This window comes from Saccharothrix australiensis (assembly GCF_003634935.1).
Lineage (GTDB): Bacteria > Actinomycetota > Actinomycetes > Mycobacteriales > Pseudonocardiaceae > Actinosynnema > Actinosynnema australiense.
The window spans coordinates 6640827-6664213 of the sequence record NZ_RBXO01000001.1 but is presented as its reverse complement, the minus strand read 5'-3'; the positions used below and the strand labels follow the sequence as shown (position 1 = coordinate 6664213).

Here is a 23387-nt window from a genome sequence, read left to right as displayed (position 1 = left end):
TCGATCGAAGACCGGCCTCGTCCGTACCGCGACCCCGCGCCCGTACCCGCGGCGTCCCGTGTGACGAGGAGTAGGAACACATGACGGAACTCGAGGTCCACGAGACTTCGGCCGTGATCGACAACGGTCGGTTCGGCACGCGCACCATCCGCTTCGAGACGGGCCGGCTGGCCCGCCAGGCGGCCGGCTCGGTCGTCGCCTACCTGGACGACGAGACGATGCTGCTGTCGGCGACGACGGCGTCGAAGCACCCCAAGGAGCACTTCGACTTCTTCCCCCTCACGGTGGACGTCGAGGAGCGCATGTACGCCGCGGGCCGCATCCCCGGCTCGTTCTTCCGCCGCGAGGGTCGCCCGTCGACCGACGCGATCCTGACCTGCCGCCTGATCGACCGGCCGCTGCGCCCGTCCTTCGTGGACGGTCTGCGCAACGAGATCCAGGTCGTCATCACGGTGATGAGCCTGAACCCCGCCGACCTGTACGACGTCGTGGCCATCAACGCCGCGTCCGCGTCCACGCAGCTCGCCGGCCTGCCGTTCTCCGGCCCCATCGGCGGCGTCCGGGTGGCGCTGGTCGAGGGCCAGTGGGTGGCGTTCCCCACCCACGAGCAGCTGGAGAAGGCCGTGTTCGACATGGTCGTCGCCGGCCGGGTGGTCGGTGACGACGTCGCCATCATGATGGTCGAGGCCGAGGCGACCGAGCAGGTCGTCGACCTGGTCGCCGAGGGCGCGCAGGCGCCGACCGAGGAGGTCGTGGCGGCGGGCCTGGAGGCGGCCAAGCCGTTCATCAAGGTGCTGTGCGACGCGCAGGCCGAGCTCGCGGCGCGCGCCGCGAAGGAGACCGCCGAGTTCCCGACCTACCCGGCCTACCAGGACGACGCGTTCGCGGCCGTCGAGGAGGCCGGCGCGGCCGACCTGGCGCAGGCGCTGACCATCGCGGGCAAGCAGGAGCGCGAGTCCCGCATCGACGAGGTCAAGGCGTCGGTGCTGGAGGGCCTGGCCGAGCGGTTCGAGGGCCGGGAGAAGGAGATCGGCGCGGCGTTCCGCTCGCTGACCAAGAAGCTGGTGCGGCAGCGCATCCTGCGCGACAAGGTCCGCATCGACGGCCGCGGCCTCACCGAGATCCGGTCGCTGTCGGCCGAGGTCGAGCTGATCCCGCGGGCGCACGGCTCGGCGCTGTTCGAGCGCGGCGAGACCCAGATCCTGGGCGTCACCACGCTGAACATGCTGCGCATGGAGCAGCAGATCGACTCGCTGTCCCCGGAGACGCACAAGCGCTACCTGCACCACTACAACTTCCCGCCGTTCTCCACCGGTGAGACCGGCCGCGTCGGCTCGCCCAAGCGGCGCGAGATCGGCCACGGCGCGCTGGCCGAGCGGGCCCTGGTGCCCGTGCTGCCCAAGCGCGACGAGTTCCCCTACGCGATCCGCCAGGTCTCCGAGGCGCTGGGCTCCAACGGCTCCACCTCGATGGGCTCGGTCTGCGCGTCCACCATGTCGCTGCTCAACGCGGGCGTGCCGCTCAAGGCGCCGGTGTCGGGCATCGCGATGGGCCTGGTGTCCGACGAGGTCGACGGCAAGACGGAGTACGTCGCGCTGACCGACATCCTCGGCGCGGAGGACGCGTTCGGCGACATGGACTTCAAGGTCGCCGGCACCAAGGAGTTCGTGACCGCGCTCCAGCTCGACACCAAGCTCGACGGCATCCCGTCCGAGGTGCTGGGCGCGGCGCTGGGCCAGGCCCGCGACGCCCGCCTGACCATCCTGGAGGTCATGGCCGAGGCCATCGACCGCCCGGACGAGATGAGCCCGTTCGCGCCGCGCGTCACGTCGGTGAAGATCCCGACCGACAAGATCGGCGAGGTGATCGGGCCCAAGGGCAAGATGATCAACTCGATCACCGAGCAGACCGGCGCCGACATCTCCATCGAGGACGACGGCACGATCTACGTCGGCGCGGCGGACGGCCCGTCGGCCGAGGCCGCGATCGGCCTGATCAACGCCATCGCCAACCCGCAGCTGCCGAAGGTGGGCGAGCGGTTCCTCGGCACCGTGGTGAAGACCGCGGCGTTCGGCGCGTTCGTCTCGCTGCTGCCGGGCAAGGACGGCCTGATCCACATCTCCAAGCTGGGCAACGGCAAGCGCGTCGGCAAGGTCGAGGACGTCGTCAAGGTCGGCGACAAGCTCCGCGTGGAGATCGCCGACATCGACCAGCGCGGCAAGATCAGCCTGGTCCTGGTCGACGAGGACGAGGCCGCCGCGCCGACCGCCGCCGCGCCGGAACAGGCCGGGGACGCGGTGCCGGCCGACTCCGCGGCGCAGTGACGGCACGGTGACCACGAGCGTCAACGGGACGGCCGCGGGTGCCACCGGCACCCGCGGCCGTCCGCTCGCCACGAGGCTCGGGCACCTCCAGCGGCCCGGCACCACCCGCGTGCTGGAGCGCGGCGCGACGGGCGTGACGGTGCGCCGCAGCGTGCTCCCGTCCGGGCTGCGGGTGATCACCGAGCAGATACCGGGCGTGCGGTCCGCGTCGGTCGGGCTGTGGGTGCAGGTCGGCTCGCGCGACGAGCGCGCCGAGGTCGCGGGCGCCGCGCACTACCTGGAGCACCTGCTGTTCAAGGGCACCGCGAACCGGTCGGCGGCGGCCATCGCCGAGGAGATCGACGCGGTCGGCGGCGAGCTGAACGCGTTCACCGCCAAGGAGCACACCTGCTACTACGCGCACGTCCTGGACGAGGACCTGCCGCTGGCGGTGGACCTGGTGTGCGACGTGGTGTTCGAGGCGCTGTGCGAGCCGCGCGACTTCGAGACCGAGCGCGGCGTCGTCCTCGAAGAGATCGCCATGCGCGACGACGACCCGGAAGACCTGCTGCACGACGCGTTCCTCGACGCCCTCCTCGGCGAGCACCCGCTGGGGCGCTCGGTGCTGGGCACCGAGCGGTCCATCCGGGACATGGACCGCGCCGCGCTGTTCGGGTTCTACAAGCGCCGCTACACGCTGCCCCGGATGGTGCTGGCGGTCGCGGGCAACGTGGAGCACGCGCACGTGATGCGGTTGGCGCGCAAGCAGATCGGCGATCGGCTGCACCGCGCCGGCACGCCCGTCGCGCCCCGCGTGGGCCGGGCCCGCGTGCCGGCCGCGCGGAAGCTGGTGCTGCACACCGACGACACCGAGCAGGCGCACCTGATGCTGGGCGTCCGCGCGCTGGACCGGCACGACGAGCGCCGCTTCGCGCTGAACGTGCTCAACGCGGCGCTGGGCGGCGGCATGAGCTCCCGGCTGTTCCAGGAGGTCCGCGAGCGGCGCGGCCTGGCCTACCAGGTGTACTCGTCGGTGGGCATGTACGCGGACACCGGCACGTGGTCGGTGTACGCGGGCTGCCAGCCGGACCGCCTCGGCGACGTGGCGGGCGTCGTGCGCGACGTGCTCACCGAGGTCGCCTCGGGCGGCCTGGACGACGCGGAGGTCGCGCGCGGCAAGGGCCAGCTGCGCGGCGCGCTCGTGCTCGGGCTGGAGGACACCAGCTCCCGCATGTCCCGCATCGGCAAGGGCGAGCTGAACTACGGCGACCACCTGTCGGTGGAGCAGACCCTGGCGCGCATCGACGAGGTCACCGCGACCGACGTGGCCGCGCTGGCCCGAGAGCTGTTGCGGCGTCCCGTCGCCGCGTCCGTCGTCGGCCCCTACGCTCACGCCGACGACTTGCCGTCCCAGGTGCACGAGGTGATCTCTTGAGCAGGCGTTCCCCCGACGAACCGATCCGCGTGGGCGTGCTCGGCGCGCACGGCCGCATGGGCGCGGAGGTCGTCCGCGCGGTGACCGCGGCCGACGACGCGGTGGTCGTGGCCGCGCTGGACGCGGCCGACGAGCTGTCCGCGCTGACCGACGCGGGCGCCGAGGTCGTGGTCGACTTCACCAACCCCGACGTCGTGATGGACAACCTCCGGTTCTGCGTGGAGCACGACCTCCACGCGGTGGTCGGCACGTCCGGCTTCGACGCGGAGCGGCTGTCGACCGTGGAGGGCTGGCTGGCGGCCAAGCCGGCGGTGGGCGTGCTGGTCGCGCCGAACTTCGCGATCGGCGCGGTGCTGTCGATGCGGTTCGCGGAGATCGCGGCCCGCTACTACGACTCGGCCGAGGTCGTCGAGCTGCACCACCCGCGCAAGGTGGACGCGCCGTCGGGCACGGCGGCGCACACGGCCCGGCTGATCACGCGGGCGCGCGAGGCGGCCGGGCTGGCGCCGATGCCCGACGCGACCACGCAGGAGGCCCCCGGCGCGCGCGGCGCGCTCGTCGGCGACGTGCGGGTGCACGCGCTGCGGATCGCGGGCCTGGTCGCGCACCAGGAGGTCGTGTTCGGCACGGAGGGCGAGACGCTGACCCTGCGGCACGACTCGCTGGACCGCACGTCGTTCATGCCGGGCGTGCTGCTGGCGGTGCGCTCGGTGTCCGCCCACCCCGGCCTGTCGGTGGGGCTCGACGAGTACATGGACCTGTGAAGGCCCGCACCACCGCGTTCCTCATCACCGCCGCGCTCGCGGTGTACTTCGTGCTGCTCGGCGGGCGGGCGGTGGTGTTGATCGGCACGGGCGACCCGGTGGGCGTCGGGCTGGGCGTCGGCGTGCTGGTGCTGCCGCTGATCGGGGCGTGGATCGCCTGGACGAACCTGCGGTTCGGGTTCGTCACCGAGCGGATGGCGCGGCAGTTGCGGCGGGAGGGCGGGCTGCTCGACACGTCCGACCTGCCGCGCCGCCCGTCGGGGCGGGTCGACCGGGACGCGGCGGACGGTTGGTTCGAGCGGCGGCGCGCCGAGGTGGTGGCCGCGCCGGAGGACTGGCGGAGCTGGTTCCTGCTGGCGCAGGCGTACGACCTGGCGGGTGACCGCGGCCGGGCGCGGGAGACCATGCGGAAGGCCATCGAACTCTTCCAGGTGCCGAACAATCGCCTGTGAGGCATCCGGGTGAGATTCAGTTCATCCGGCCTTAACGGTCTTTTGCCTTGGTTCGTCCGGTGGCACCTCGATACCGTGGAGGCGTGACGAACGCCTGCCACCACCTCCGCCTGACCTTCGCCTGCCTCGTCATCGTCACTGCGCTCGGTGCCGCCCTCGCCCTCACCTAGGCGAACCGCCTCACCTGACCGGGTGTTTCCAGGTGCCGGTGGTGCGCCGTTCGGGTAGCCGCGAAGGCATGGACCGAACAGCGGTGGACCTCCTGTACGACTGCGAGCTGCTGGACCGGCACGGCGAACCCATCGGTCCGGTCGTGGAACTGTGGCTGGACGACGGTCGTCCGCTGTGGGCGGCCGTGCGCGTCGACGGCGTGACGACGCTCGTGCCGATCCGGGGCGCGCAGGTCCGGGACCGCAGGCTCGTCGTGCCGGTGGCGAGGCAGGAAATCGCGGAAGCACCCCGCGTGGGCGCGGAACTGTCCGAAGTGGAGCACGTGGAACTGCACGACCACTACGGGCTCAGCGTGCCCGCGCAACGCCTGGTGCGCCACGTGCGGCACTCCGGGACGCCGAGCCGGCAACGCACACCCTGATGAGGCGCCGCCCGATCGCCTTGGCGCGCAACGACTGCCGCGGCACGCGCCCGGCGCACCGGAGACGTCGCACGGCGGAGGAGCCCCGGCAAGCGCGCGGCTCGCCGTCGACGCCACCGGACGCGCCGGACTTCAGTGCACCAGCCAGCCCGCCATGAGCCCCGGCGCGGCCGCGAGCACGCTGAACCGGGCGAACCGCCCGATCATCCCGGTCGTGATGAACAGCCACGACGACATGCCCGCGAGACCCGCCAGCACCGTCGTGAACATGAACGGCGGCAGACCGACCACGGAGCTCACCGCGTGCGTGCCGAACATCCAGTGCGGGTGCCGGTGGCAGCGCTCCCGGACCCACTCCAGCCGGGCCTTCCACCGCGCGCGCCACGCCGTGGGCGGCTTCTCCGGCTTCTCCTTGCGCCGCAGCCACGCCGGCAGGTGCCAGTCGCCGCGCGCGGCCAGGAAGTAGAACATCTTGCCCAGCACCTGGCCGACCGCGACCGCCAGCCCGATGCCCCACCAGGAGATGTGCGGCTGGTGCGCCACCAGGCCGATGACGAAGACCTCGATGCTGATGAGCGGGACGATCGCGGACCCGAAGGCCACCCCGAACGTCAGTCCCAGCCACCCCAGCAATGCCCACACCCGATCGAGGCTAGCAACGGATCAGCCCGTCAACAGTAGGGTCAACCCCCCGGAAACCCTGATTTCGCGCAGTGGACGCCCGCCCGCGTCCAGCGTGCGCACGGTGCCGTCACCGGCCCAGCCCGCCTTCTCGTAGAAGTTCGCGGAAACCCGGTCCGCCTCGGGTATCCAGGCGATCCCGCGCGTGCTCCCGTTGGCGCGCAACGCCTGCGCGGCGGTCGCGAGCAGCCGCCCGCCGTGGCCGCGCCGCGCCCACCGTGGCTCGACCAGCACGCTGACCAGCGCCGTGGTCCCGGCGTCGGCGGGCAGCGTGCCGTCGGCGCGGGCCACCTCCTCGCGCGGCGCGCTGCCGGACACGCAGAAGCCCACCAGGAAGCGGCCCTCCGTCGCGACGAGCACCTGCCCCTCCTCGACGGCCTCCGCCCACGCCTGCGCGGTGTCGCCCAGACCGGCCAGCACCTCCTCCGGCACCAGACGCGCGTACGCGGTACGCCAGGTGTCGCGGTGGACGCGGGCGATCTCCGGCACGTCTTCGGGCTTCGCGGTGCGCACAGTGGCGTCTGCCATAGGAGCACCCTAGTGGTCGTCGGTCGTGGCAGCGTGCGGATCATGCGTTGGGCTGCTTTGGGCGTTGTGTACGTGGTGTGGGGCTCCACCTACGTCGCCATCCGATTCACCATCGAGACCATCCCGCCGCTGCTGTCGGCCGGCACGAGGTTCCTGGCGGCCGGGCTGGTCCTGGCGCTGGTCCTGCGCGGGCGGATGCGCATGACCGGACCCCAGTTGCGCACCGCGGTCCTGGTCGGACTGCTGCTGCCGGTGTGGGGCAACGGGCTCGTCGTCGTGGCCGAGCAGTCCGTGTCGTCGGGCCTCGCGGCGCTGCTGGTGGCGTCGGTGCCCCTGTACGTCGTGCTGTTCCGGCGCCTGGGCGGCGAACGGCCGCCCCGCGTGACCTACGCGGGCGTGGCGCTGGGGCTCGTGGGGCTCGGCGTGCTGCTGCTGCACGACGTCGGCGGCTCGACGTGGTGGGGCCCGTGGCTGGTGCTGCTGGCCGCGTTCGGGTGGGCGCTCGGGTCGTACCTGAACGGCCGCCTGCCGTCCGGCGACCCGTTCGCGATGTCGTCGGTGGAGATGATCGTCGGCGGCCTGGTGCTCACCCTCGGCGGCCTGGTCGCGGGGGAGCGCTTCGCGCCGGCGGCGGTGTCCCCGGCGTCGTGGTGGGCGTGGGGCTACCTGGTCGTGTTCGGGTCGCTGCTCGCGTTCAGCTCGTACGTGTATGTGCTGGGCAAGCTGCCCGTGTCGACGGTGGCGACCTACGCCTACGTGAACCCGGTGATCGCCGTCCTGCTCGGCGTGTGGCTGGCGGACGAGCGGTTCGGGGCGTACCAGCTCGCCGGCGGTGTCCTGGTGGTGCTGGCCGTGGGGCTCGTCGTCCGGGCCGAGCGGAGATGTCGTACCTGAGTGGGAGTATCCCGGCGTGCAGAAGATGAGCGCAGACGTCGCCCGCCGGATCGCGCTGGGCGCCCAGGGTTTCGCCGACCCGCGGCCCGCCTCGCCGCCCACCAGGCGGCACCTCCAGCGGGTGCTGTCGCGCGTGCGGCTGCTCCAGCTCGACTCGGTCAACGTCGCCGTGCGCGCGCACTACATGCCGGTCTTCAGCCGCCTCGGCGCGTACGCGCCCTCCCTGGTGGACGACGCGGCGTGGTCGCACGGGCCCCGCAGACCGAGGCTGCTGGTCGAGTACTGGGCGCACGAGGCGAGCCTGGTGCCGGTGGAGGACTGGCCGCTGTTCCACTCGGGCGCGAAGCGGCGGGGCTGGTGGCACCACCACACCGCCGTCGCCGAGCGGGAGCCGCGGCTGGTGGAGGACATCCTGGCGGTGGTGAAGGAGCTGGGGCCGATCGGCGCGGGCGCGATCGAGAAGGCGCTGGCGGGCGGCGGACCGCGCGCCAAGGACCACTGGGGCTGGAACTGGTCCGAGGTCAAGAAGGTCTGCGAGTACCTGTTCGGCGTGGGCGCGCTGACCACGGGCACGCGGCGGGGGTTCGAGCGCCTCTACGACCTGACCGAGCGGGTGCTGCCGCCCGAGGTGCTGGCGCGCCGCGTCGCGCCGGAGGAGGGCGCGCGGGAGCTGGTGTCCCGCGCGGCCGCGGCGCTGGGCGTGGCCACGGAGCCGGACCTGCGCGACTACTACCGCCTCGCGCCCGCCCGCAGCCGGCAGGCGGTCGCGGAGCTGGTGGAGGAGGGCGTGCTGACGCCGGTCGAGGTGGAGGGCTGGCCGGCCGTCGGGTACCGGCACGTGGCGGCGCGCGTGCCGAGGGCGGTGCCGGGGCGGGCCCTGCTGTGCCCGTTCGACCCGCTGATCTGGGAGCGCGCCCGCACCGAACGGGTCTTCGGCTTCCACTACCGGATCGAGATCTACGTGCCGGAGGCCAAGCGGGTGCACGGCTACTACGTGTTCCCGTTCCTGCTGGACGGCCGGCTGGTGGGGCGGGTGGACCTCAAGGCGGACCGGGCGGCGGGGGTGTTGCGGGTGCAGGCGGCGCACGCGGAGGCGGGCGTCGACCACGGCCGCGTGGCGGTGGAGCTGGCCGCCGAGCTGCGGCACATGGCGGACTGGTTGGAGCTGGACGACGTCCGGGTGGTCCCGCGCGGCGACCTCGCGCCGGCGCTGAAGGCGGTGGTGCGGTAGGGCGACTTTCGGGGGCACGCGCACGGCGGTCGCGGTCCGGTGCAGTCGCGGTGCAGTCGCGGTGCGGTGCAGTCCGGTCCGGTCGGGTGCGGTCCGGTGCGGTCGCGGTGCGGTTGCGGGCCGGCGCGGCGGGGTCGGGCTTGGCGCGGTGTGGCTTGGCGCGGTGAACGGCATCGCGGTCGCCGACCCCGCGGCGCGCGGGTGCGAAGCGCGCCGCGGGAAGCCGGTCAGCCCGACTCGGTGAGCGGTCGGCCGGTCGGACCGCGCGAGCGGTCGGTCAGCTCGACGACGCGGTCACCAGCGCGTGACCGCTGCCGGTGCGGCCCGTGACGGACAGCGGCGCCTCGCCGCCCTCCGGCGGGGTGTCCGACACGTCCAGCTCGCTGCGCGCCGTGCCACCGGTCGACGCCAGGTCGATCCGCGCGGCCACCCCCGGCCGGACGCCGACCCGCAGATCACCCGAACCGGTGCCCAGTTGGAGTCGGCCCGCCGCCGCGTCCGCGACGGTGACGTCACCGCTGCCGGTGCGCACCTGCACGTCGTGCTGCACCGCGCCCAACCACACGTCACCCGTCCCGGTGTACACGACGGTGTTGCCGCCGACGGACGACACCTCGACGTCGCCGCTGCCGGTCTTCGCGCGCAGCCCGCCCAGCATCGGGCCCAGCCGCACCTTCCCCGAGCCGGAGTGCACGTGGGACGGCGCGTCCGCGCGGTCCGCCGTGACGTCGCCCGTGCCGGTCCGGATCTCCAGCCGCCCGGCCGTGCCGGTCACCGTCACGTCGGCCGCGCCCGCCTTCGCGAGCACGTGCGACCCGCTCGGCGCGCGCACCGTCACGTCCAGCGGCACCGCCCGCAGCGGCAGCGACTTGGACGACTGGACCCGCAACCGCTGCCCGGTCAGCTCCAGCCGCGCGTCGCGCACCGCCTCGGCGGGCCCGGCCGGCTGGCCCTGCCCGGCGCCGAACTGGTCGTTCACCCAGCTCAGCAGGCTGGTCAAGCCCGCGGTCCACGACTCGCCCGAGGACTCCTGGTGCCGCACCTCCACGTGCACGCCCGGCTCGTCCACGAGGTGCACCCGCACCCGCCCGGACAGGATGGCGACGTCGACCTCGACCACGCCCTCCACCTCGAAGCTCTGCCGCCTCACGACCTCCGACGACTCCACGATCCCCCCTCAGCCCTGGACCCAGCCGCGGACGCGGGAACCGTCGTCCTTGGGTGGCTTGGCGTGCCCGGCCTGCGGCCCCTGCGCCGACTGCCGGCCGCGCCGCCCACCCACCGCGCCCTGCACGGCGTGGGCGACGAACGTGTTGAGCGACATGCCCTGCGACGCCGCGGCCTGCTCGGCCTTCGACTTCAGCTCGTCGAGCAGCCGCAGGGTGATCCGCGTGACGTCACCGGCGGTGGGCCGGGGGACCTCGCTCGGCTCCGGTTCGGGGTCCTCGGGCGCGGGTGACGCGCCGGTGACGACCACCTGGACGTCCCGGCCGTCCAGCCGGACCTCGACGACCGGGCCGTCGAGCGCCACGGTCACCTCCGCGGCCAGGTCGGACAGGGCGTTCATGAGTGCCAGCCGGGCGGCGGGCTCCAGCGCGGCGGACAGCACGGCCGCGGTGCGCCGGGTGTCGTCATCCCCGGCGGACGCGGCTGTCGCGAGGTCCTCGCGCAGTTGTGCGATGTACGGCGACAGATCCATGACACCACAATGACTCCATTTCCGACACCAGTCAAGAGGTCAGTGACGCCAGGGTGGTGTCACCACTGCGGCACCGGGTGCACGGCACGGGTGGCCGGGTGGTGTCCGACCTCGTCGGGCGCGGTGCGCAAAAGGGATGCGGGTCCTGTGCGGGCCGCAGGCGGACGCGGCGGGCTTACCGTCGCGGCACGGGGCCGAGCGGTGTCGAGCGGTGTCGTCGGCGGAGTCGCGGATGTGATTCCACTCTGATGTCAGTGACTGACATGACTTCGATCGCGACTTCCGTCACGTCGTGCGTCGAGCGCTGCGGCGCGGCCTCGACACCCTCCGCGAGCAGGTGCCCGTCGCAAGTGGACGACCGCGCGGATCGGTTAGGGTTCCGGCATGGCTGAGACGGTGTCGCCGAAGGTGCAGTTGATCGCGAAGACGGAGTTCTTCCCCCCGGCGGACGTACCGTGGTCCACCGACTCCGACGGCGGCGAGGCGCTCGCCGAGTTCGCCGGCCGCGCCTGCTACCAGTCGTGGACCAAGCCCAACCCGGCCACCGCCACCAACGCCGGCTACCTCAAGCACATCATCGAGGTCGGCCACCTCTCCGTGCTCGAACACGGCTCGGTCAGCTTCTACCTGACGGGCATCTCGCGGTCGCTCACCCACGAGTTGATCCGGCACCGCCACTTCTCGTACTCGCAGCTGTCCCAGCGGTACGTGCCCGAGCGCAACGCCGCGATGGTGGAGCCGGACGTCATCGCCGACGACCCCGAGCTGCACGCGAAGTTCGTCGCGGCGGCCCAGGCCAGCGTCGACGCCTACAACGAGCTGCTCAAGGGCCTGGAGGAGAAGTTCTCCGACGTGCCGAGCGCCACCCTGCGCCGCAAGCAGGCCAGGCAGGCGGCCCGCGCGATCCTGCCCAACGCCACCGAGACCCGGATCGTGGTCACCGGCAACTACCGCGCGTGGCGGCACTTCATCGCCATGCGCGCCACCGAGCACGCCGACGTCGAGATCCGCGCGCTCGCCGTCGAGTGCCTGCGCCAGCTCCAGAAGGCGGCGGCCAACGTGTTCGCCGACTTCACGATCTCCACGCTGCCCGACGGCACGGAGGTCGCCTCCAGCCCGCTGGTCACCGAGGGCTGAGCGTGAGGCGGCTCATCGTCGACGTCCGGCCGGGGGAGTACACCGTCGCGCGGCTGCCCGCCGACGCGCCCGTCCCGGCCGGGCTGCTCGACCACGAGCTGGTGTCGGTGACCCGGACGCCCGACGAGCTGTCGATCGTGTGCCCGAGCGCGCACGCCCCGGACAGCGACCTCGTCCAGGCGGGCTGGCGGCTGCTGACCGTGCGCGGGCCGCTGGAGTTCACCCTCACCGGGATCATGGCGGCGCTGTCCGGCGAGCTCGCCGCGGCCGGGGTCGGCCTGTTCGCGCTGTCCACCTACGACACCGACCACCTGCTGGTGAAGGCCGCCGACCTGGGCCGCGCCGTCACCGCGCTCCGCGCGTCGGGCCACGAGGTGCACCTGCCGGTCTGAGCCGGGCGTTTCGCCACCCGGTCCGAAATCGCGGAAACCGCGTGGTGCCGCCGGTGGTCTGAAGTAGCGTTCCGCCGTCCACGGCTGAGGAGTACGACGGTGACAGGTCCACAAGGTGTGAGCGTCCAGCCACGGGTCATCGCGGGCAGGTACGCGCTGCTCGGCGAGCTGGGCCGGGGCGGCATGGGTGTCGTGTGGCGCGCACAGGACAACGTGATCGGCCGCCAGGTCGCGATCAAGGAGCTGCACCTGCCCGACGGCATCGCGCACGAGGAGCGCCGGGTGCTGGAGGAGCGGGTGCTGCGCGAGGCGCGCACCGCGGGCCGGCTCAACGACCCCGGCGTGGTCACGGTGTTCGACGTGGTCGCCGAGCACGGCGCCACCTACATCGTGATGGAGCTGGTGGAGGCGGCGACGCTGTCCGCGATCGTCGCCCAAGGCGGCCCGCTGCCGCAGGAACGGGTGATCCCCATCGCGGTGCAGGCGCTGTCCGCGCTGGACACCGCGCACCAGGCCGGGATCGTCCACCGGGACGTCAAGCCGGGCAACCTGATGGTGCAGCCCAACGGACGGGTGAAGCTCACCGACTTCGGGATCGCGCAGGCGGTGGACGACCCCCGGCTGACCACGAGCGGCAGCCTGATCGGGTCACCCGCCTACATGTCGCCCGAGCGCATCCACGGCCACGAGGCGTCGCCCGCCGCCGACCTGTGGGCGCTGGGCGCGACGCTCTGCTACGCCGTGGAGGGCGCCAACCCCTACGAGCGCTCCACCACCGCGTCCACCCTGCACGCGATCATGAACGAGATGCCGCGGCTGACCAGGGCGCACGGCGTGCTCGGCGCGGTGATCACCGGGCTGCTGATGCCCGACCCGAACGCCCGGCTCACCGGACCGCAGGCCCGCGCCATGCTGGAGCGGGCCGCCACCCAGCCGACGCCGCCGCAGGGCTTCGCCGGGCCTTCGCCGACCGCGCGGTACGCGCCGCCGCCGGCACCGCCGCGGCAGCGGAAGCCGTGGCTGAAGAAGCTGGCCACGGCGGGTGTCGTGGTGGGCGCGGTGGCGTTCTTCCTGGGCGGTGTCGCGGTCGACCGGTGGCTGTTCGCCGACCGGCCGCCCGGCGCGATGGCCCGGACGCTGACCTTCGGCGGCGGTGGGCAGCTGCCCGAGTTCAAGCTCGGCGCGAACCAGTGCGGCGACGACTTCCTGGCCGACTCGGTGCGCGTGGCCAGCGCGGACTGCGACGAGGCGCACAACATCGAGGTGTTCGCGCAGGGCGACGCGTTCGGCTCGCTGGCGTCCGCGCCGTACCCGGGCGAGGAGGCCCTGCGGGAGTTCGCCGAGGACTACTGCACGCTGGTGTTCCAGTCGCCGCGGGTGCCGCTGGAGGGCAAGTCCGCGACCCTGCGGTACGCGGCGGTGGTGCCGACGCAGGCCGAGTGGCGGCAGGACGCCGCGTCGTCCAAGGGCACCAGGGAGGTGTCCTGCGTGCTGTGGAACAAGGACCGCGCGCTGCTCACCGAGCAGGTCTACGCGGAGAAGTGACCCGCGCCCGGCCGGCGCCCGGCCCCGGTCGAGACGCGTCGCGCCCGGCTCCGGACCGGCCGGCGCCCCACGCACCCCGGTCCGCCGGCCGGCGGGTCGTCGGCACCCCGGCGCGCCCTCCCGGCGGCGCGCGGACCGGCCGGGGGCCCGCCCGTCGGGAGGGCGCGACCCGCGTCGGGAAGTAGCCTGGGCACATGGGTGTCGCGCAGGACGAACGCAGGCTGCTGACCAGGCTGTTCACCGAGGTCGGGCCGGACGCGCCGACCCTGTGCGACCCGTGGCGGACCAGGGACCTGGCCGCCCACCTCGTGCTGCGCGAACGCCGCCCGGACGCGGCGGCGGGCATCCTGCTCGCACCGCTCGCCGCCCACACGCGGAAGGTCCAGGACGGCTACGCGGCCCGGCCGTGGCCCGAGCTGGTCGACCTCGTGCGCTCCGGACCACCGAAGTGGTCGCCGCACGCCCTGCTGGACGAGCTGGTGAACGGCGTCGAGTACTTCGTCCACCACGAGGACGTCCGCCGCGCCCGCGACGACTGGCGGCCCCGGTCGCCGGAGCCGGCGCGGGACGCCGTGCTGTGGCGCGGCCTGCGCGCCGCCGCCCGCCTCACCCATCGCCGCAGCCCGGTGGGCGTGGTGCTGCGCCGTCCCGACGGCGAGTCGGTCACGGCCAAGGCGGGCCCGAACCCCGTGGTGCTGACCGGACAGGTCTCGGAATTGCTGCTGCACGCGTTCGGCCGGAAGCGCGCCGAAGTGGAATACGACGGCGACGAGGACGCCGTCACGGCGGTCAGGACGCTCGACCGGAGCCTGTGAACACCGGGCCCATCACGGCCCGCGCGCAGGTCAGGCGGTAGCGTTTGGCCATGACCGGATGCCCTACCGCCTCGCCCGGCCGCCCCTTCGGCCGCGTGCTCACCGCGATGGTGACCCCGTTCGACGCCTCGGGGACGTTGGACCTGGACAAGGCGCAGCAGCTCGCGAAGCACCTGGTCGAGCTCGGCAGCGACGGTCTCGTGTTGAACGGAACCACCGGTGAGAGCCCGACCACCACCGACGCCGAGAAGGCGGACCTGGTCCGCGCCGTCGTGGAGGCCGTCGGCGACCGCGCGACCGTGGTCGGCGGCGCCGGCACGTACGACACCGCGCACAGCGTCGAGCTGGCCCGGCAGGCGGAGGCCGCCGGCGCGCACGGCCTGCTCGTGGTCACGCCCTACTACTCGCGACCGTCCCAGGCGGGCGTCGAGGCGCACTTCCGCGCCGTGGCGGACGCCGTCGGGGTGCCCGTGATGCTGTACGACATCCCGCCTCGCTCGGTGATCCCGATCGAGGTGGAGACCCTGCTGCGGCTCGCCGAGCACCCGCGCGTCGTCGCGGTCAAGGACGCCAAGGGCGACCTGCTCGCGGGCAGCAGGGTCATGGCGGCCACGGACCTCGCCTACTACTCCGGCGACGACCCGCTCACCCTGCCCTGGTTGGCCGTTGGCGCGGTCGGCGTGGTCAGCGTCGTCTCGCACCTGGTGGGCGACCGGCTGCGCGACATGCTGGACGCGTTCGAGGGCGGCGACGTCGCCCGCGCCACCGCGATCCACCAGGACCTGCTGCCGCTGCTGCGGCCGTTCGACCGGATGCCCGGCGTCACCTACACCAAGGCCGCGCTGCGCCTGCGCGGCGTGGACGTGGGCGACCCCCGGCTGCCGCTGGTACCCGCAACATCCGAGGACATCGAGGCCATCACGGCCGAACTGGGAGTCAACGCGTGATCAACCCGAACTCACCCCCGCCCGCACTGCCCGACGGAGGTCTGCGCGTCGTCGCACTGGGCGGTATCGGCGAGGTCGGCCGCAACATGACCGTCTTCGAGCACGCCGGCCGCCTGCTGGTCGTGGACTGCGGCGTGCTGTTCCCCGAGGACGACCAGCCCGGCGTGGACCTGATCCTGCCGGACTTCCGCGCCATCGAGCAGCGCCTGGACGACATCGACGCGCTGGTCCTGACCCACGGGCACGAGGACCACATCGGCGCGGTGCCGTTCCTGCTCAAGCTGCGCCCGGACCTGCCCGTGGTGGGTTCGCGGTTCACGCTGGCGCTGCTGTCGGCCAAGTGCAAGGAGCACCGGCAGAACCCGACGCTGGTCGAGATCTCCGACGGCGAGCGGCGCGCGTTCGGGCCGTACGAGCTGGAGTTCTTCGCGGTCAACCACTCCATCCCGGACGCGGTGGCGGTCGCCATCCGCACGTTGGCCGGCCTGGTGCTGCACACCGGCGACATCAAGCTGGACCAGCTGCCCCTGGACGGGCGGCTGACCGACCTGGCCGGGTTCTCCCGGCTGGGCGACGAGGGCGTGGACCTGTTCCTGGTCGACTCCACCAACGCCGAGGTGCCCGGTTTCGTGGCGCCGGAGCGGGAGATCGGCCCGGTGCTGGAGAACGTGATCCGCAAGGCCGACCAGCGGGTCATCGTGGCGTGCTTCGCCTCGCACGTGCACCGCGTGCAGCAGGTGCTCGACGTGGCCGCGCAGTACCACCGGCGGGTGGCGCTGGTCGGCCGGTCGATGGTCCGGAACATGGGCATCGCGGCCGAGCTGGGCTTCCTGCACGTGCCGGACGGGCTGTTCGTCGACCTCAACGAGGCGATGGAGATGCCCGCCAACGAGGTCCTGTTCGTGTCGACCGGGTCGCAGGGCGAGCCGCTGTCGGCGCTGTCCCGCATGGCGCGCGGCGAGCACCGGCAGATCTCGATCCGGCCGGGCGACACCATCGTGCTGGCGTCGTCGCTGATCCCCGGCAACGAGAACGCCGTCTTCGGCGTGGTCAACGGCCTGGCGCGGCTGGGCGCGACGGTCGTCCACCAGGGCAACGCCAACGTGCACGTGTCCGGCCACTCGCCGGCCGGCGAGCTGCTGTTCCTGTACAACGCGGTGCGGCCGTCGAACGTCATGCCCGTGCACGGCGAGTGGCGGCACCTGCGCGCCAACGCGGCGCTCGCGGTCGCGACGGGCGTGGCGGAGGACCGGGTCGTGATCGCCGAGGACGGCGTGGTGGTGGACCTGGTCGACGGCGAGGCGGCGATCAGCGGGCGGGTCGAGGTCGGCCACGTGTACGTCGACGGCCTGTCCGTCGGCGACGTGGGCGAGTCGACCCTGTCCGACCGGCTGGTGCTGGGCGAGGGCGGCTTCATCGCCATCACGGTGGCCGTGGACTCCAGCACGGGCCGGGCGGTGGCGCCGCCGACCGTGTCGGGCCGCGGCTTCTCCGACGACCCCAAGGCACTGGACCAGGCGATCTCCCTGGTGGAGATGGAGCTGTCCCGCACCGAGGCCGAGGGCATCACCGACTCGCACCGCATCGCGCAGGCCGTGCGCCGCGTGGTGGGCCGCTGGGTGGCCGAGACCTACCGCCGGCGGCCGATGATCGTGCCGACGATCATCCCGGTGTGACCACACCTGCCCGCCGCCTGACCGAGGTACGCCCTCGCCCGACGACCGGGTCACGTCACAAGACGGCGACACCGTAGGGCATCACAGGACGGCGACCCTGTAGGACGTCGGCCCCTGAAACAGCGACACCGCGGGACGGCGACACCGGGACGGCGACACCGACAGCGAACCGGCACAGTGACACCGCGTCCGGCCCGGCTACACCAGCCGGGCCGGACGCGTTCGCCACGACCGCCCACCCGCCCTGAAGACGTCCAGCGCATCTCCAGTGGCCTCCAGCCCCAGCCCCAGCCCAGTCCTAGCCGCAGCCATTCCACGCACCGCTTAAGCGTACGACATACGCCTATTGGTACGCGTATGGCATACGCTAACCTCATGCGAGTTTGCGCGTATGTCATACGCGCAAGATTGCGCGTATCTTGTACGCGTAAGTTAAGCGTACAGCCTACGCTTATTTATTGGCGTAGGTTGTACGCTTAAATGAGCGCGTACGCCGTATCCGTATCGGGGCCCGGACACAGCGGCCGAGCCCGACGTGCTCGTCGATCCGAACGCGACCAGCCGGCGATCATCGCGATGGAAACACCGGCGGTCATCCGCCCCTGCTGCCACCCAGGCGCGGTCGCCCCGGTGCGGCTGCCCTGGTGCGGCTGCCCTGGTGCGGTCACGCCGGTGCGGTCACGCCGGTGCGGTCCGCCGGAGCGGTCACGGTGCGAGCACTGGCGATTCGCCCGACGTCACCCCGGCGTGGGCACCGGCTCCACCACGGGGACGGTGCGGCTGCTCGCCACCTGCACGACCGCCGCCCCGCCCAGCAGCACCACCGCCCCGACGACCTGGACCACACCCAGCGCCTCGCCGAGCAACCACCACGCCAGCACCGTCGCCACCACGGGCTCCAGCAGGCCGATCACGCTCGCCGCCGAAGAAGGCAGGTGCCGCAGCGACACGATCCCCGCCAGATAAGCCACCGCCGTCGCCACGAACGCCAAACCGACCAGCAGCAACCACGCCGGCCCCAGCTCGGTGTCCCGCCCCACCGGCGCCAGCCAAGGCGGGCTGATCACCGCCAGCACCACCGCCCCGACCACCATCCCGACCGCCAGCACGCCGAACGGGTCGTGCCTGCCCGCCGCCCGCTCGCCCAGCAGGTAGTACGCGGCCGTGCACACCGCCGAACCCAGCCCGGCCAGCACGCCGACGGTGTCCAGCCGCGGCGACTGCCACACCTCGCCGACCACCGCCAACCCCAGCAGCGCCACGCCGATGCCCCACCAGACGGCGCCCGAGAGCCGGGTACCCCGCACGAACCGCACCCACAGCGCCACCAGGACCGGCGCGGTGAACTCCAGCAACATCGCGATGCCGACGGGCACGCGCGCCGCCGACACGAAGAACAGCAGCGGCGCGCCGATCACCCCGAACAGCCCGTAGCCGACCAGCAGGCCCCAGTCCCCGCGGGCGAACCGCAGCGCCCGCGGCCGGACCAGCGCCACGAACGCCACCAGCAGCACGGCCGCGATGCCGATCCGCGCGCTGGTGACCTGGGTCGGCGTGACACCGGCCGCCATCACCGGCTTGGCCAGCACACCGGACACCCCGAACGTCAACGACGACAGCAGCGCGAGCGACAGACCCCTGGTGTTCACGCGGCTTCCGGTCGCCAGGGGCTGTGGCCCGTGGTGGGCCGCGTCGGGTCGTGGAACCGCGGCCGGTCCGGCTCGTCGGCGCGCAGCGGCGCCAGGCCCGCCGTGATGGCCCGCATGATCCGCTCGTGCGCCCGCCGCGCGTCGCCCGCCCGCCCGTCGCGCAGGTCCGACAGGTCGACCGGCGCGCCGAAGTGCACCCGGAACGTCGGCCGCCGCCGCAGCCCGCGCAGGTACGACGTGAGGTAGGGCTTGAAGTCGGCCCAGCCCGCGACGCGCGTGTTGCCCCAGTAGACGGCCTCGTGCGCGCCCCACTGGCTGACCGGGATCACCGGCACCCCGCCGCTGAGCGCGAGCCGGGCCGCGCCGGTCTTGCCGCGCTCCGGCCACAGGCCGGGGTCCAGGCTGATCCTGCCCTCCGGGTACAGGGCGATCGGGTCGCCGCCGCGCCGCAGCGCCTCGACGGTCCGGTGGTACGCCTCGCCGACGTCGGCCGCCGCCCGGTCCACCCGCAGGTGGCCGGACGCCTTCAGCGCGGGACCCATGATCGGCGCGTCGAGCAGCCCGCCCGCGAGCAGGAACCGCGGCGCCACGCCGATGGTCCGGCAGGCGGCGATCAGGACGAACGGGTCGAGGTTGCCGATGTGGTTGGACGCGAGCAGCAGGGGGCGGCCCTTGAGGTGCGCCGGGATGTCGCCGGTGACTCGGAGCCGTCCGCTGAGGCCGACGAACCCGCGGTCGACGGCCGTCAGCACGCGCCACAGCAGTGGTGTGGACACAGCGGGGAAGGCTACGGCGTGTCGACGCGTCGGTGTAGTCGATTACCGGCGAGCATGGGCGGAAGCGCCGCACGTCACGTCCGCCGTGACGGCTGTGGCTGGTGTGGCTCCAGGGACTACCGTAGACACATGGCTGGCCGAACCGGAACCTCGCGCGGCAAGGGCACGACCCGCGGCTCCAGGGCCGCCGGGTCGAAGCCGCGCGCCGCCGCGGCGAAACCGCGTTCCCGGTCCACCCCGGCGAAACCCCGGTCCCGCGGCACCGCCCGCAAACCGGCGGCCAAGCGGTCGTCGGGCTCCGTCACGAGGGTCTGGGGCCTGCTCGGCCGCGGTGTCGGCGGCGTCGTGCGCGCGGTCGGCCGGGGCAAGGACCTCGACCCCGCGCACCGCCGGGACGGCCTGGCGCTGGTGCTGATCGCGCTGGCCGTGATCACCGGCGCGGGCGTGTGGTGGCAGGCGGGCGGCCCGGTGGGGCAGTGGGTCGACGTCGCCGTGCGCAGCTCGGTCGGCGCGCCCGCGCTGATCGTCCCGCTGGTGCTGCTGGTGGTCGGCGTCACGCTGATGCGCACCGACCCGGCGCCGGAGGCACGGCCCCGCCTGGTGATCGGCGGCCTGCTCGTCACCGTCGGCTTCCTCGGCATGTTCCACCTCGTCGGCGGCCTGCCCACCGACCCGGTGGCGCGGCGCGAGGCGGGCGGCGCGCTCGGGTACCTGGCGGGCGGGTTCCTCGCGCAGGGCCTGACGCCGTGGGTCGCCGGCCCGCTGCTGGTGCTGATCTTCGGCTACGGGGTGCTGGTGCTGGCGCACCTGCCGATCCGCGACGTGCCCGCGCGGCTGGGCGCGCTGCTGCCCGGCCGCCGCGACGACGCCGGGTACGACGAGTACGACGAGGAGGGGTTCGGCCGCGAAGCCGACGCGGGCGACGCGCTCGACGCGCAGGCCGCCGAGCCCGAGCCGACCCGGCCCAGGCGGTCCTCCCGGCGGCGGTCGACCGCGCCCGACGAGCGGCCCGACCAGCCCGAGCTGCCGCTGGACGCCGAGGAGGAGCCGCCGCCCGCGCCCGCGCCGCCCAGGCCGCGCGCCACGCCGAAGCCGAAGGCGGCCGAACCCGCCGAGCAGCCGGTGGCCGACATGGTGGTCCGCGCGGTGGAGGGCGACTACAAGCTGCCGCCGCCCACCATCCTCAAGGACGGCGACGCGCCCAAGACCCGCAGCAGGGCCAACGACCAGATGATCGACGCCATCACCGGCGTGCTCGACCAGTTCTCCATCGACGCCAAGGTGACCGGGTTCACCCGCGGCCCGACGGTGACCCGGTACGAGGTCGAGCTGGGCCACGGCGTGAAGGTCGAGAAGATCACCGCGCTGACCAAGAACATCGCCTACGCGGTGGCGACGGACAACGTGCGGCTGCTCGCGCCCATCCCCGGCAAGTCGGCGGTCGGGATCGAGGTGCCCAACAGCGACCGCGAGATGGTGCGGCTGGGCGACGTGCTGCGCTCGCCGTCCACGGTCGGCGACAACCACCCGATGGTCATCGGGCTGGGCAAGGACATCGAGGGCCACTTCGTCACCGCGAACCTGACCAAGATGCCGCACCTGCTGGTGGCCGGCTCCACGGGTTCCGGCAAGTCGAGCTTCGTGAACTCGATGCTGGTGTCGCTGCTGGCGCGGGCCACGCCGGACGAGGTCCGGATGATCCTGATCGACCCGAAGATGGTCGAGCTGACGCCGTACGAGGGCATCCCGCACCTGATCACGCCCATCATTACCCAGCCGAAGAAGGCCGCCGCCGCGCTGGCCTGGCTGGTGGAGGAGATGGAGCAGCGCTACCAGGACATGCAGGTCAACCGGGTGCGCCACATCGACGACTTCAACCGCAAGGTGCGCTCGGGCGAGATCACCGCGCCGCCCGGCAGCGAGCGCGAGTACCGGCCGTACCCGTACATCATGGCGATCGTCGACGAGCTGGCCGACCTGATGATGACCGCGCCGCGCGACGTCGAGGACGCGATCGTGCGGATCACGCAGAAGGCCCGCGCGGCGGGCATCCACCTGGTGCTGGCGACGCAGCGGCCGTCGGTGGACGTGGTGACCGGTCTGATCAAGACGAACGTGCCGTCGCGGCTGGCGTTCGCCACGTCGTCGCTGACGGACTCGCGGGTCATCCTCGACCAGCCGGGCGCAGAGAAGCTGATCGGCATGGGCGACGGCCTGTACCTGCCGATGGGCGCGTCCAAGCCGGTGCGCGTGCAGGGCGCGTTCGTCGGCGACGAGGAGATCGCCGAGATCGTCGAGTTCACCAAGGCGCAGGCGCAGCCGGAGTACACCGACGGCGTCACGGCGGCGAAGGCGGGCGAGAAGAAGGAGATCGACGCCGACATCGGCGACGACCTGGAGCTGCTGCTCCAGGCGGCGGAGCTGATCGTCACGTCGCAGTTCGGGTCGACGTCGATGCTCCAGCGCAAGCTGCGGGTCGGGTTCGCGAAGGCCGGGCGGCTGATGGACCTGCTGGAGACGCGCGGCGTGGTCGGGCCGTCGGAGGGCTCCAAGGCGCGCGAGGTGCTGATCAAGCCGGACGAGCTGGACTCCGTGGTGCACCTGATCCGGGGCGGCTCCGCGCCCGACGACGCGGCGGAGGGCTGAGGACGCGGTACCGACGCGCGGGGCCACCGGCTGGACGGTGTGAAGAAGCTCATATCCGCGCCGGAACGCCGAACGGCGGATCGCCGCGCGTGAGCGCCGAACGGCAGGCCCCTGTCCGCCGCGACGGCGGCGGGCCCGCGGGCGCCGAAGTCGGGGGCGGGCTTGCGGGCGCCGAAGTCGAGGGCGGTTCGCCCTGCTCGCACGCGTCCCGGTGGGATGCGAAGGGCCGGGTGCCGGGCGGGATGCGTGCCCGGCGGGCCGCGCGGCCCGCCGGGCACGGGGAGGCCCGGCGGCCGGCGGCGTCGGGTGGGCGAGCCGAACCCCTCCGCACCGGCTCGGACCACCCCGGCGCCACCGGCGTCGGGCACAGCTGGCAGGGCGTCAGGAGTCGTCGCCCTGGTCGAGGAATCGCCGGATCGCGGGCTCGTCCGGGATCTCGTTCTCGTGGTCGATGAGACGTTCGGCGATGGGCAGCGGTTCCTCCGCCCACGCCGGCCGGAAGTCGTCGCCGGGCAGCAGACCGTGCCGGCGGGCGAACTCCTCGGCCGCCTCGCGGATCGACTCGCGCAGCGTGCCCACGACCACGGTCTCGGCGGTGTAGGTCAGCTCGACCAGCAGCGCCCGGATGCGGTCGAGCTGGTCCTCCTGCTCGGACTTCTCGGCGAGCTGCGGCCACAGGCGGCGCTCGAACACCTCGACGAAGTCGGCGGCGATGCCGTCCGTGGCGGCGCGCAGGTTCGCGAAGCTGTCCAGCACGTCGTCGGCGGGCACGGCCAGCAGCGCGAGCCGGTTGCCCGCCTCCAGCGCCCAGCGCCGGGTGTGCGGCCAGCCGCGCCGCCACCGCACCAGCCCGAGTTCGATGGCCCGGCGCAGCACGGCCGGCCGCACGTCGCCGGTCGGCACCAGCCGGCGCATGTCGCGCACCCGGACCCGGACCCAGTCGTCCGGGCCCTCGGTGTCGCCGACGCCCAGCACGGCGGCGACGCTCGCGCCCTGCTCGCGGGCCTTCACCAGCTCGGCGATGGCGGACAGCGAGAAACCGCGCGCCTGCAACCGCTGGACCAGCGTGAGCCGCTCGACGTGGGACGCGTCGTAGAACGCCAGGCGGCCCTGCCGCTTGGGCGGGTGGAGCACGCCCTTGGTCTGGTACATCCGGATGGTGCTGCCCGGCAGCCCCACCCGGACCGCGAGTTCGTCCACCGTCAACTGCTCCACCCGGGTGATC

At 73.3% G+C, this 23387-nt stretch carries 21 protein-coding genes; 14 read left to right on the top strand and 7 right to left on the bottom strand.

Annotated elements, in window-relative coordinates; all coding sequences use genetic code 11:
* The first annotated feature begins 80 nt into the window (after window positions 1–80).
* From C8E97_RS28180 to C8E97_RS28160, 5 genes are all read left to right on the top strand, one after another.
* Window positions 81–2324: a polyribonucleotide nucleotidyltransferase gene (locus C8E97_RS28180; protein WP_246019227.1), complete on the top strand. Its 2244-nt coding sequence runs from the start codon at window positions 81–83 to the stop codon at window positions 2322–2324.
* 109 nt (window positions 2325–2433) lie between these two features.
* Complete coding sequence (locus C8E97_RS28175) at window positions 2434–3738, top strand: M16 family metallopeptidase (RefSeq protein WP_425470679.1); 1305 nt, start codon at window positions 2434–2436, stop codon at window positions 3736–3738.
* The gene (dapB, locus tag C8E97_RS28170; RefSeq protein ID WP_121008421.1) at window positions 3735–4502 is read left to right on the top strand and encodes a 4-hydroxy-tetrahydrodipicolinate reductase; all 768 of its coding nucleotides are present in this window, start codon (window positions 3735–3737) and stop codon (window positions 4500–4502) included. The genes C8E97_RS28175 and dapB overlap by 4 nt, the downstream gene beginning before the upstream one ends.
* Entirely contained in the window at window positions 4499–4954 is a 456-nt protein-coding gene (locus C8E97_RS28165) for a tetratricopeptide repeat protein (RefSeq protein ID WP_121008420.1), read from the top strand. The genes dapB and C8E97_RS28165 overlap by 4 nt, the downstream gene beginning before the upstream one ends.
* Before the next feature lie 238 nt (window positions 4955–5192).
* Entirely contained in the window at window positions 5193–5546 is a 354-nt protein-coding gene (locus tag C8E97_RS28160; RefSeq protein WP_147455258.1) for a PRC-barrel domain-containing protein, read from the top strand.
* A 132-nt stretch (window positions 5547–5678) separates the two neighbouring features.
* Here C8E97_RS28160 and C8E97_RS28155 read toward each other — a convergent pair whose 3' ends face one another.
* Window positions 5679–6179 carry a YqaA family protein gene (locus tag C8E97_RS28155; RefSeq protein WP_211347297.1) on the bottom strand — a complete coding sequence of 167 codons (501 nt, stop codon included), beginning with the start codon at window positions 6177–6179 and terminating at the stop codon, window positions 5679–5681.
* A gap of 30 nt (window positions 6180–6209) precedes the next feature.
* Window positions 6210–6755: a GNAT family N-acetyltransferase gene (locus C8E97_RS28150; protein WP_121008417.1), complete on the bottom strand. Its 546-nt coding sequence runs from the start codon at window positions 6753–6755 to the stop codon at window positions 6210–6212.
* Between the two features lie 42 nt (window positions 6756–6797).
* Between C8E97_RS28150 and C8E97_RS28145 the strand changes: the two genes are divergently transcribed.
* Window positions 6798–7649, top strand: coding sequence for an EamA family transporter (locus C8E97_RS28145; protein WP_121012588.1), 852 nt, complete (start codon window positions 6798–6800; stop codon window positions 7647–7649).
* Between the two features lie 25 nt (window positions 7650–7674).
* Complete coding sequence (locus C8E97_RS28140; protein ID WP_121012585.1) at window positions 7675–8880, top strand: winged helix-turn-helix domain-containing protein; 1206 nt, start codon at window positions 7675–7677, stop codon at window positions 8878–8880.
* A gap of 277 nt (window positions 8881–9157) precedes the next feature.
* On the opposite strand, the gene C8E97_RS28130 is transcribed toward C8E97_RS28140, so the two are convergent.
* Window positions 9158–10051, bottom strand: a complete 894-nt coding sequence (locus C8E97_RS28130; RefSeq protein ID WP_121008415.1) for a DUF4097 family beta strand repeat-containing protein — start codon at window positions 10049–10051, stop codon at window positions 9158–9160.
* A 6-nt stretch (window positions 10052–10057) separates the two neighbouring features.
* A complete protein-coding gene (locus C8E97_RS28125) occupies window positions 10058–10579 on the bottom strand; it encodes a toxin-antitoxin system HicB family antitoxin (RefSeq protein ID WP_121008414.1) in 522 nt (173 codons plus the stop codon).
* Window positions 10580–10963: 384 nt separating this feature from the next.
* Here C8E97_RS28125 and thyX point away from each other — a divergent pair, with 384 nt between their 5' ends.
* From thyX to C8E97_RS28095, 6 genes are all read left to right on the top strand, one after another.
* Window positions 10964–11716: an FAD-dependent thymidylate synthase gene (thyX, locus tag C8E97_RS28120; RefSeq protein WP_121008413.1), complete on the top strand. Its 753-nt coding sequence runs from the start codon at window positions 10964–10966 to the stop codon at window positions 11714–11716.
* A 2-nt stretch (window positions 11717–11718) separates the two neighbouring features.
* Window positions 11719–12108, top strand: coding sequence for an ACT domain-containing protein (locus tag C8E97_RS28115; protein WP_121008412.1), 390 nt, complete (start codon window positions 11719–11721; stop codon window positions 12106–12108).
* A 117-nt stretch (window positions 12109–12225) separates the two neighbouring features.
* On the top strand, window positions 12226–13653 hold the full coding sequence (locus tag C8E97_RS28110) for a serine/threonine-protein kinase (RefSeq protein WP_246019225.1): 1428 nt from the start codon (window positions 12226–12228) through the stop codon (window positions 13651–13653).
* Between the two features lie 194 nt (window positions 13654–13847).
* Entirely contained in the window at window positions 13848–14468 is a 621-nt protein-coding gene (locus C8E97_RS28105; RefSeq protein ID WP_121008410.1) for a TIGR03085 family metal-binding protein, read from the top strand.
* Window positions 14469–14518: 50 nt separating this feature from the next.
* Window positions 14519–15415 carry a 4-hydroxy-tetrahydrodipicolinate synthase gene (gene dapA, locus C8E97_RS28100; RefSeq protein WP_121008409.1) on the top strand — a complete coding sequence of 299 codons (897 nt, stop codon included), beginning with the start codon at window positions 14519–14521 and terminating at the stop codon, window positions 15413–15415.
* The gene (locus tag C8E97_RS28095; RefSeq protein ID WP_121008408.1) at window positions 15412–17091 is read left to right on the top strand and encodes a ribonuclease J; all 1680 of its coding nucleotides are present in this window, start codon (window positions 15412–15414) and stop codon (window positions 17089–17091) included. Before dapA ends, C8E97_RS28095 begins: the two co-directional genes overlap by 4 nt.
* A gap of 737 nt (window positions 17092–17828) precedes the next feature.
* Here the strand turns inward: C8E97_RS28095 and C8E97_RS28090 are convergent.
* Both C8E97_RS28090 and C8E97_RS28085 read right to left on the bottom strand, forming a co-directional pair.
* The gene (locus C8E97_RS28090; protein ID WP_246019223.1) at window positions 17829–18740 is read right to left on the bottom strand and encodes an EamA family transporter; all 912 of its coding nucleotides are present in this window, start codon (window positions 18738–18740) and stop codon (window positions 17829–17831) included.
* Complete coding sequence (locus C8E97_RS28085; protein ID WP_121008407.1) at window positions 18737–19516, bottom strand: lysophospholipid acyltransferase family protein; 780 nt, start codon at window positions 19514–19516, stop codon at window positions 18737–18739. The genes C8E97_RS28090 and C8E97_RS28085 overlap by 4 nt, the downstream gene beginning before the upstream one ends.
* 129 nt (window positions 19517–19645) lie before the next feature.
* On the opposite strand from C8E97_RS28085, the gene C8E97_RS28080 reads away from it, so the two are divergent.
* The gene (locus tag C8E97_RS28080; protein WP_121008406.1) at window positions 19646–22162 is read left to right on the top strand and encodes a DNA translocase FtsK; all 2517 of its coding nucleotides are present in this window, start codon (window positions 19646–19648) and stop codon (window positions 22160–22162) included.
* A gap of 381 nt (window positions 22163–22543) precedes the next feature.
* On the opposite strand, the gene C8E97_RS28075 is transcribed toward C8E97_RS28080, so the two are convergent.
* Window positions 22544–23377, bottom strand: coding sequence for a MerR family transcriptional regulator (locus C8E97_RS28075; protein ID WP_121008405.1), 834 nt, complete (start codon window positions 23375–23377; stop codon window positions 22544–22546).
* Between the last annotated feature and the right edge of the window lie 10 nt (window positions 23378–23387).

What these genes read in the sequence shown, in the direction of transcription:
- C8E97_RS28180 (WP_246019227.1), top strand. Translation starts at nt 81, where the DNA reads ATGACGGAACTCGAGGTCCACGAGACTTCGGCCGTGATCGACAACGGT.
- C8E97_RS28160 (WP_147455258.1), top strand. Translation starts at nt 5,193, where the DNA reads ATGGACCGAACAGCGGTGGACCTCCTGTACGACTGCGAGCTGCTGGAC.
- C8E97_RS28150 (WP_121008417.1), bottom strand. Translation starts at nt 6,755, where the DNA reads ATGGCAGACGCCACTGTGCGCACCGCGAAGCCCGAAGACGTGCCGGAG.
- C8E97_RS28145 (WP_121012588.1), top strand. Translation starts at nt 6,798, where the DNA reads ATGCGTTGGGCTGCTTTGGGCGTTGTGTACGTGGTGTGGGGCTCCACC.
- C8E97_RS28140 (WP_121012585.1), top strand. Translation starts at nt 7,675, where the DNA reads ATGAGCGCAGACGTCGCCCGCCGGATCGCGCTGGGCGCCCAGGGTTTC.
- C8E97_RS28125 (WP_121008414.1), bottom strand. Translation starts at nt 10,579, where the DNA reads ATGGATCTGTCGCCGTACATCGCACAACTGCGCGAGGACCTCGCGACA.
- thyX (WP_121008413.1), top strand. Translation starts at nt 10,964, where the DNA reads ATGGCTGAGACGGTGTCGCCGAAGGTGCAGTTGATCGCGAAGACGGAG.
- C8E97_RS28105 (WP_121008410.1), top strand. Translation starts at nt 13,848, where the DNA reads ATGGGTGTCGCGCAGGACGAACGCAGGCTGCTGACCAGGCTGTTCACC.
- dapA (WP_121008409.1), top strand. Translation starts at nt 14,519, where the DNA reads ATGACCGGATGCCCTACCGCCTCGCCCGGCCGCCCCTTCGGCCGCGTG.
- C8E97_RS28080 (WP_121008406.1), top strand. Translation starts at nt 19,646, where the DNA reads ATGGCTGGCCGAACCGGAACCTCGCGCGGCAAGGGCACGACCCGCGGC.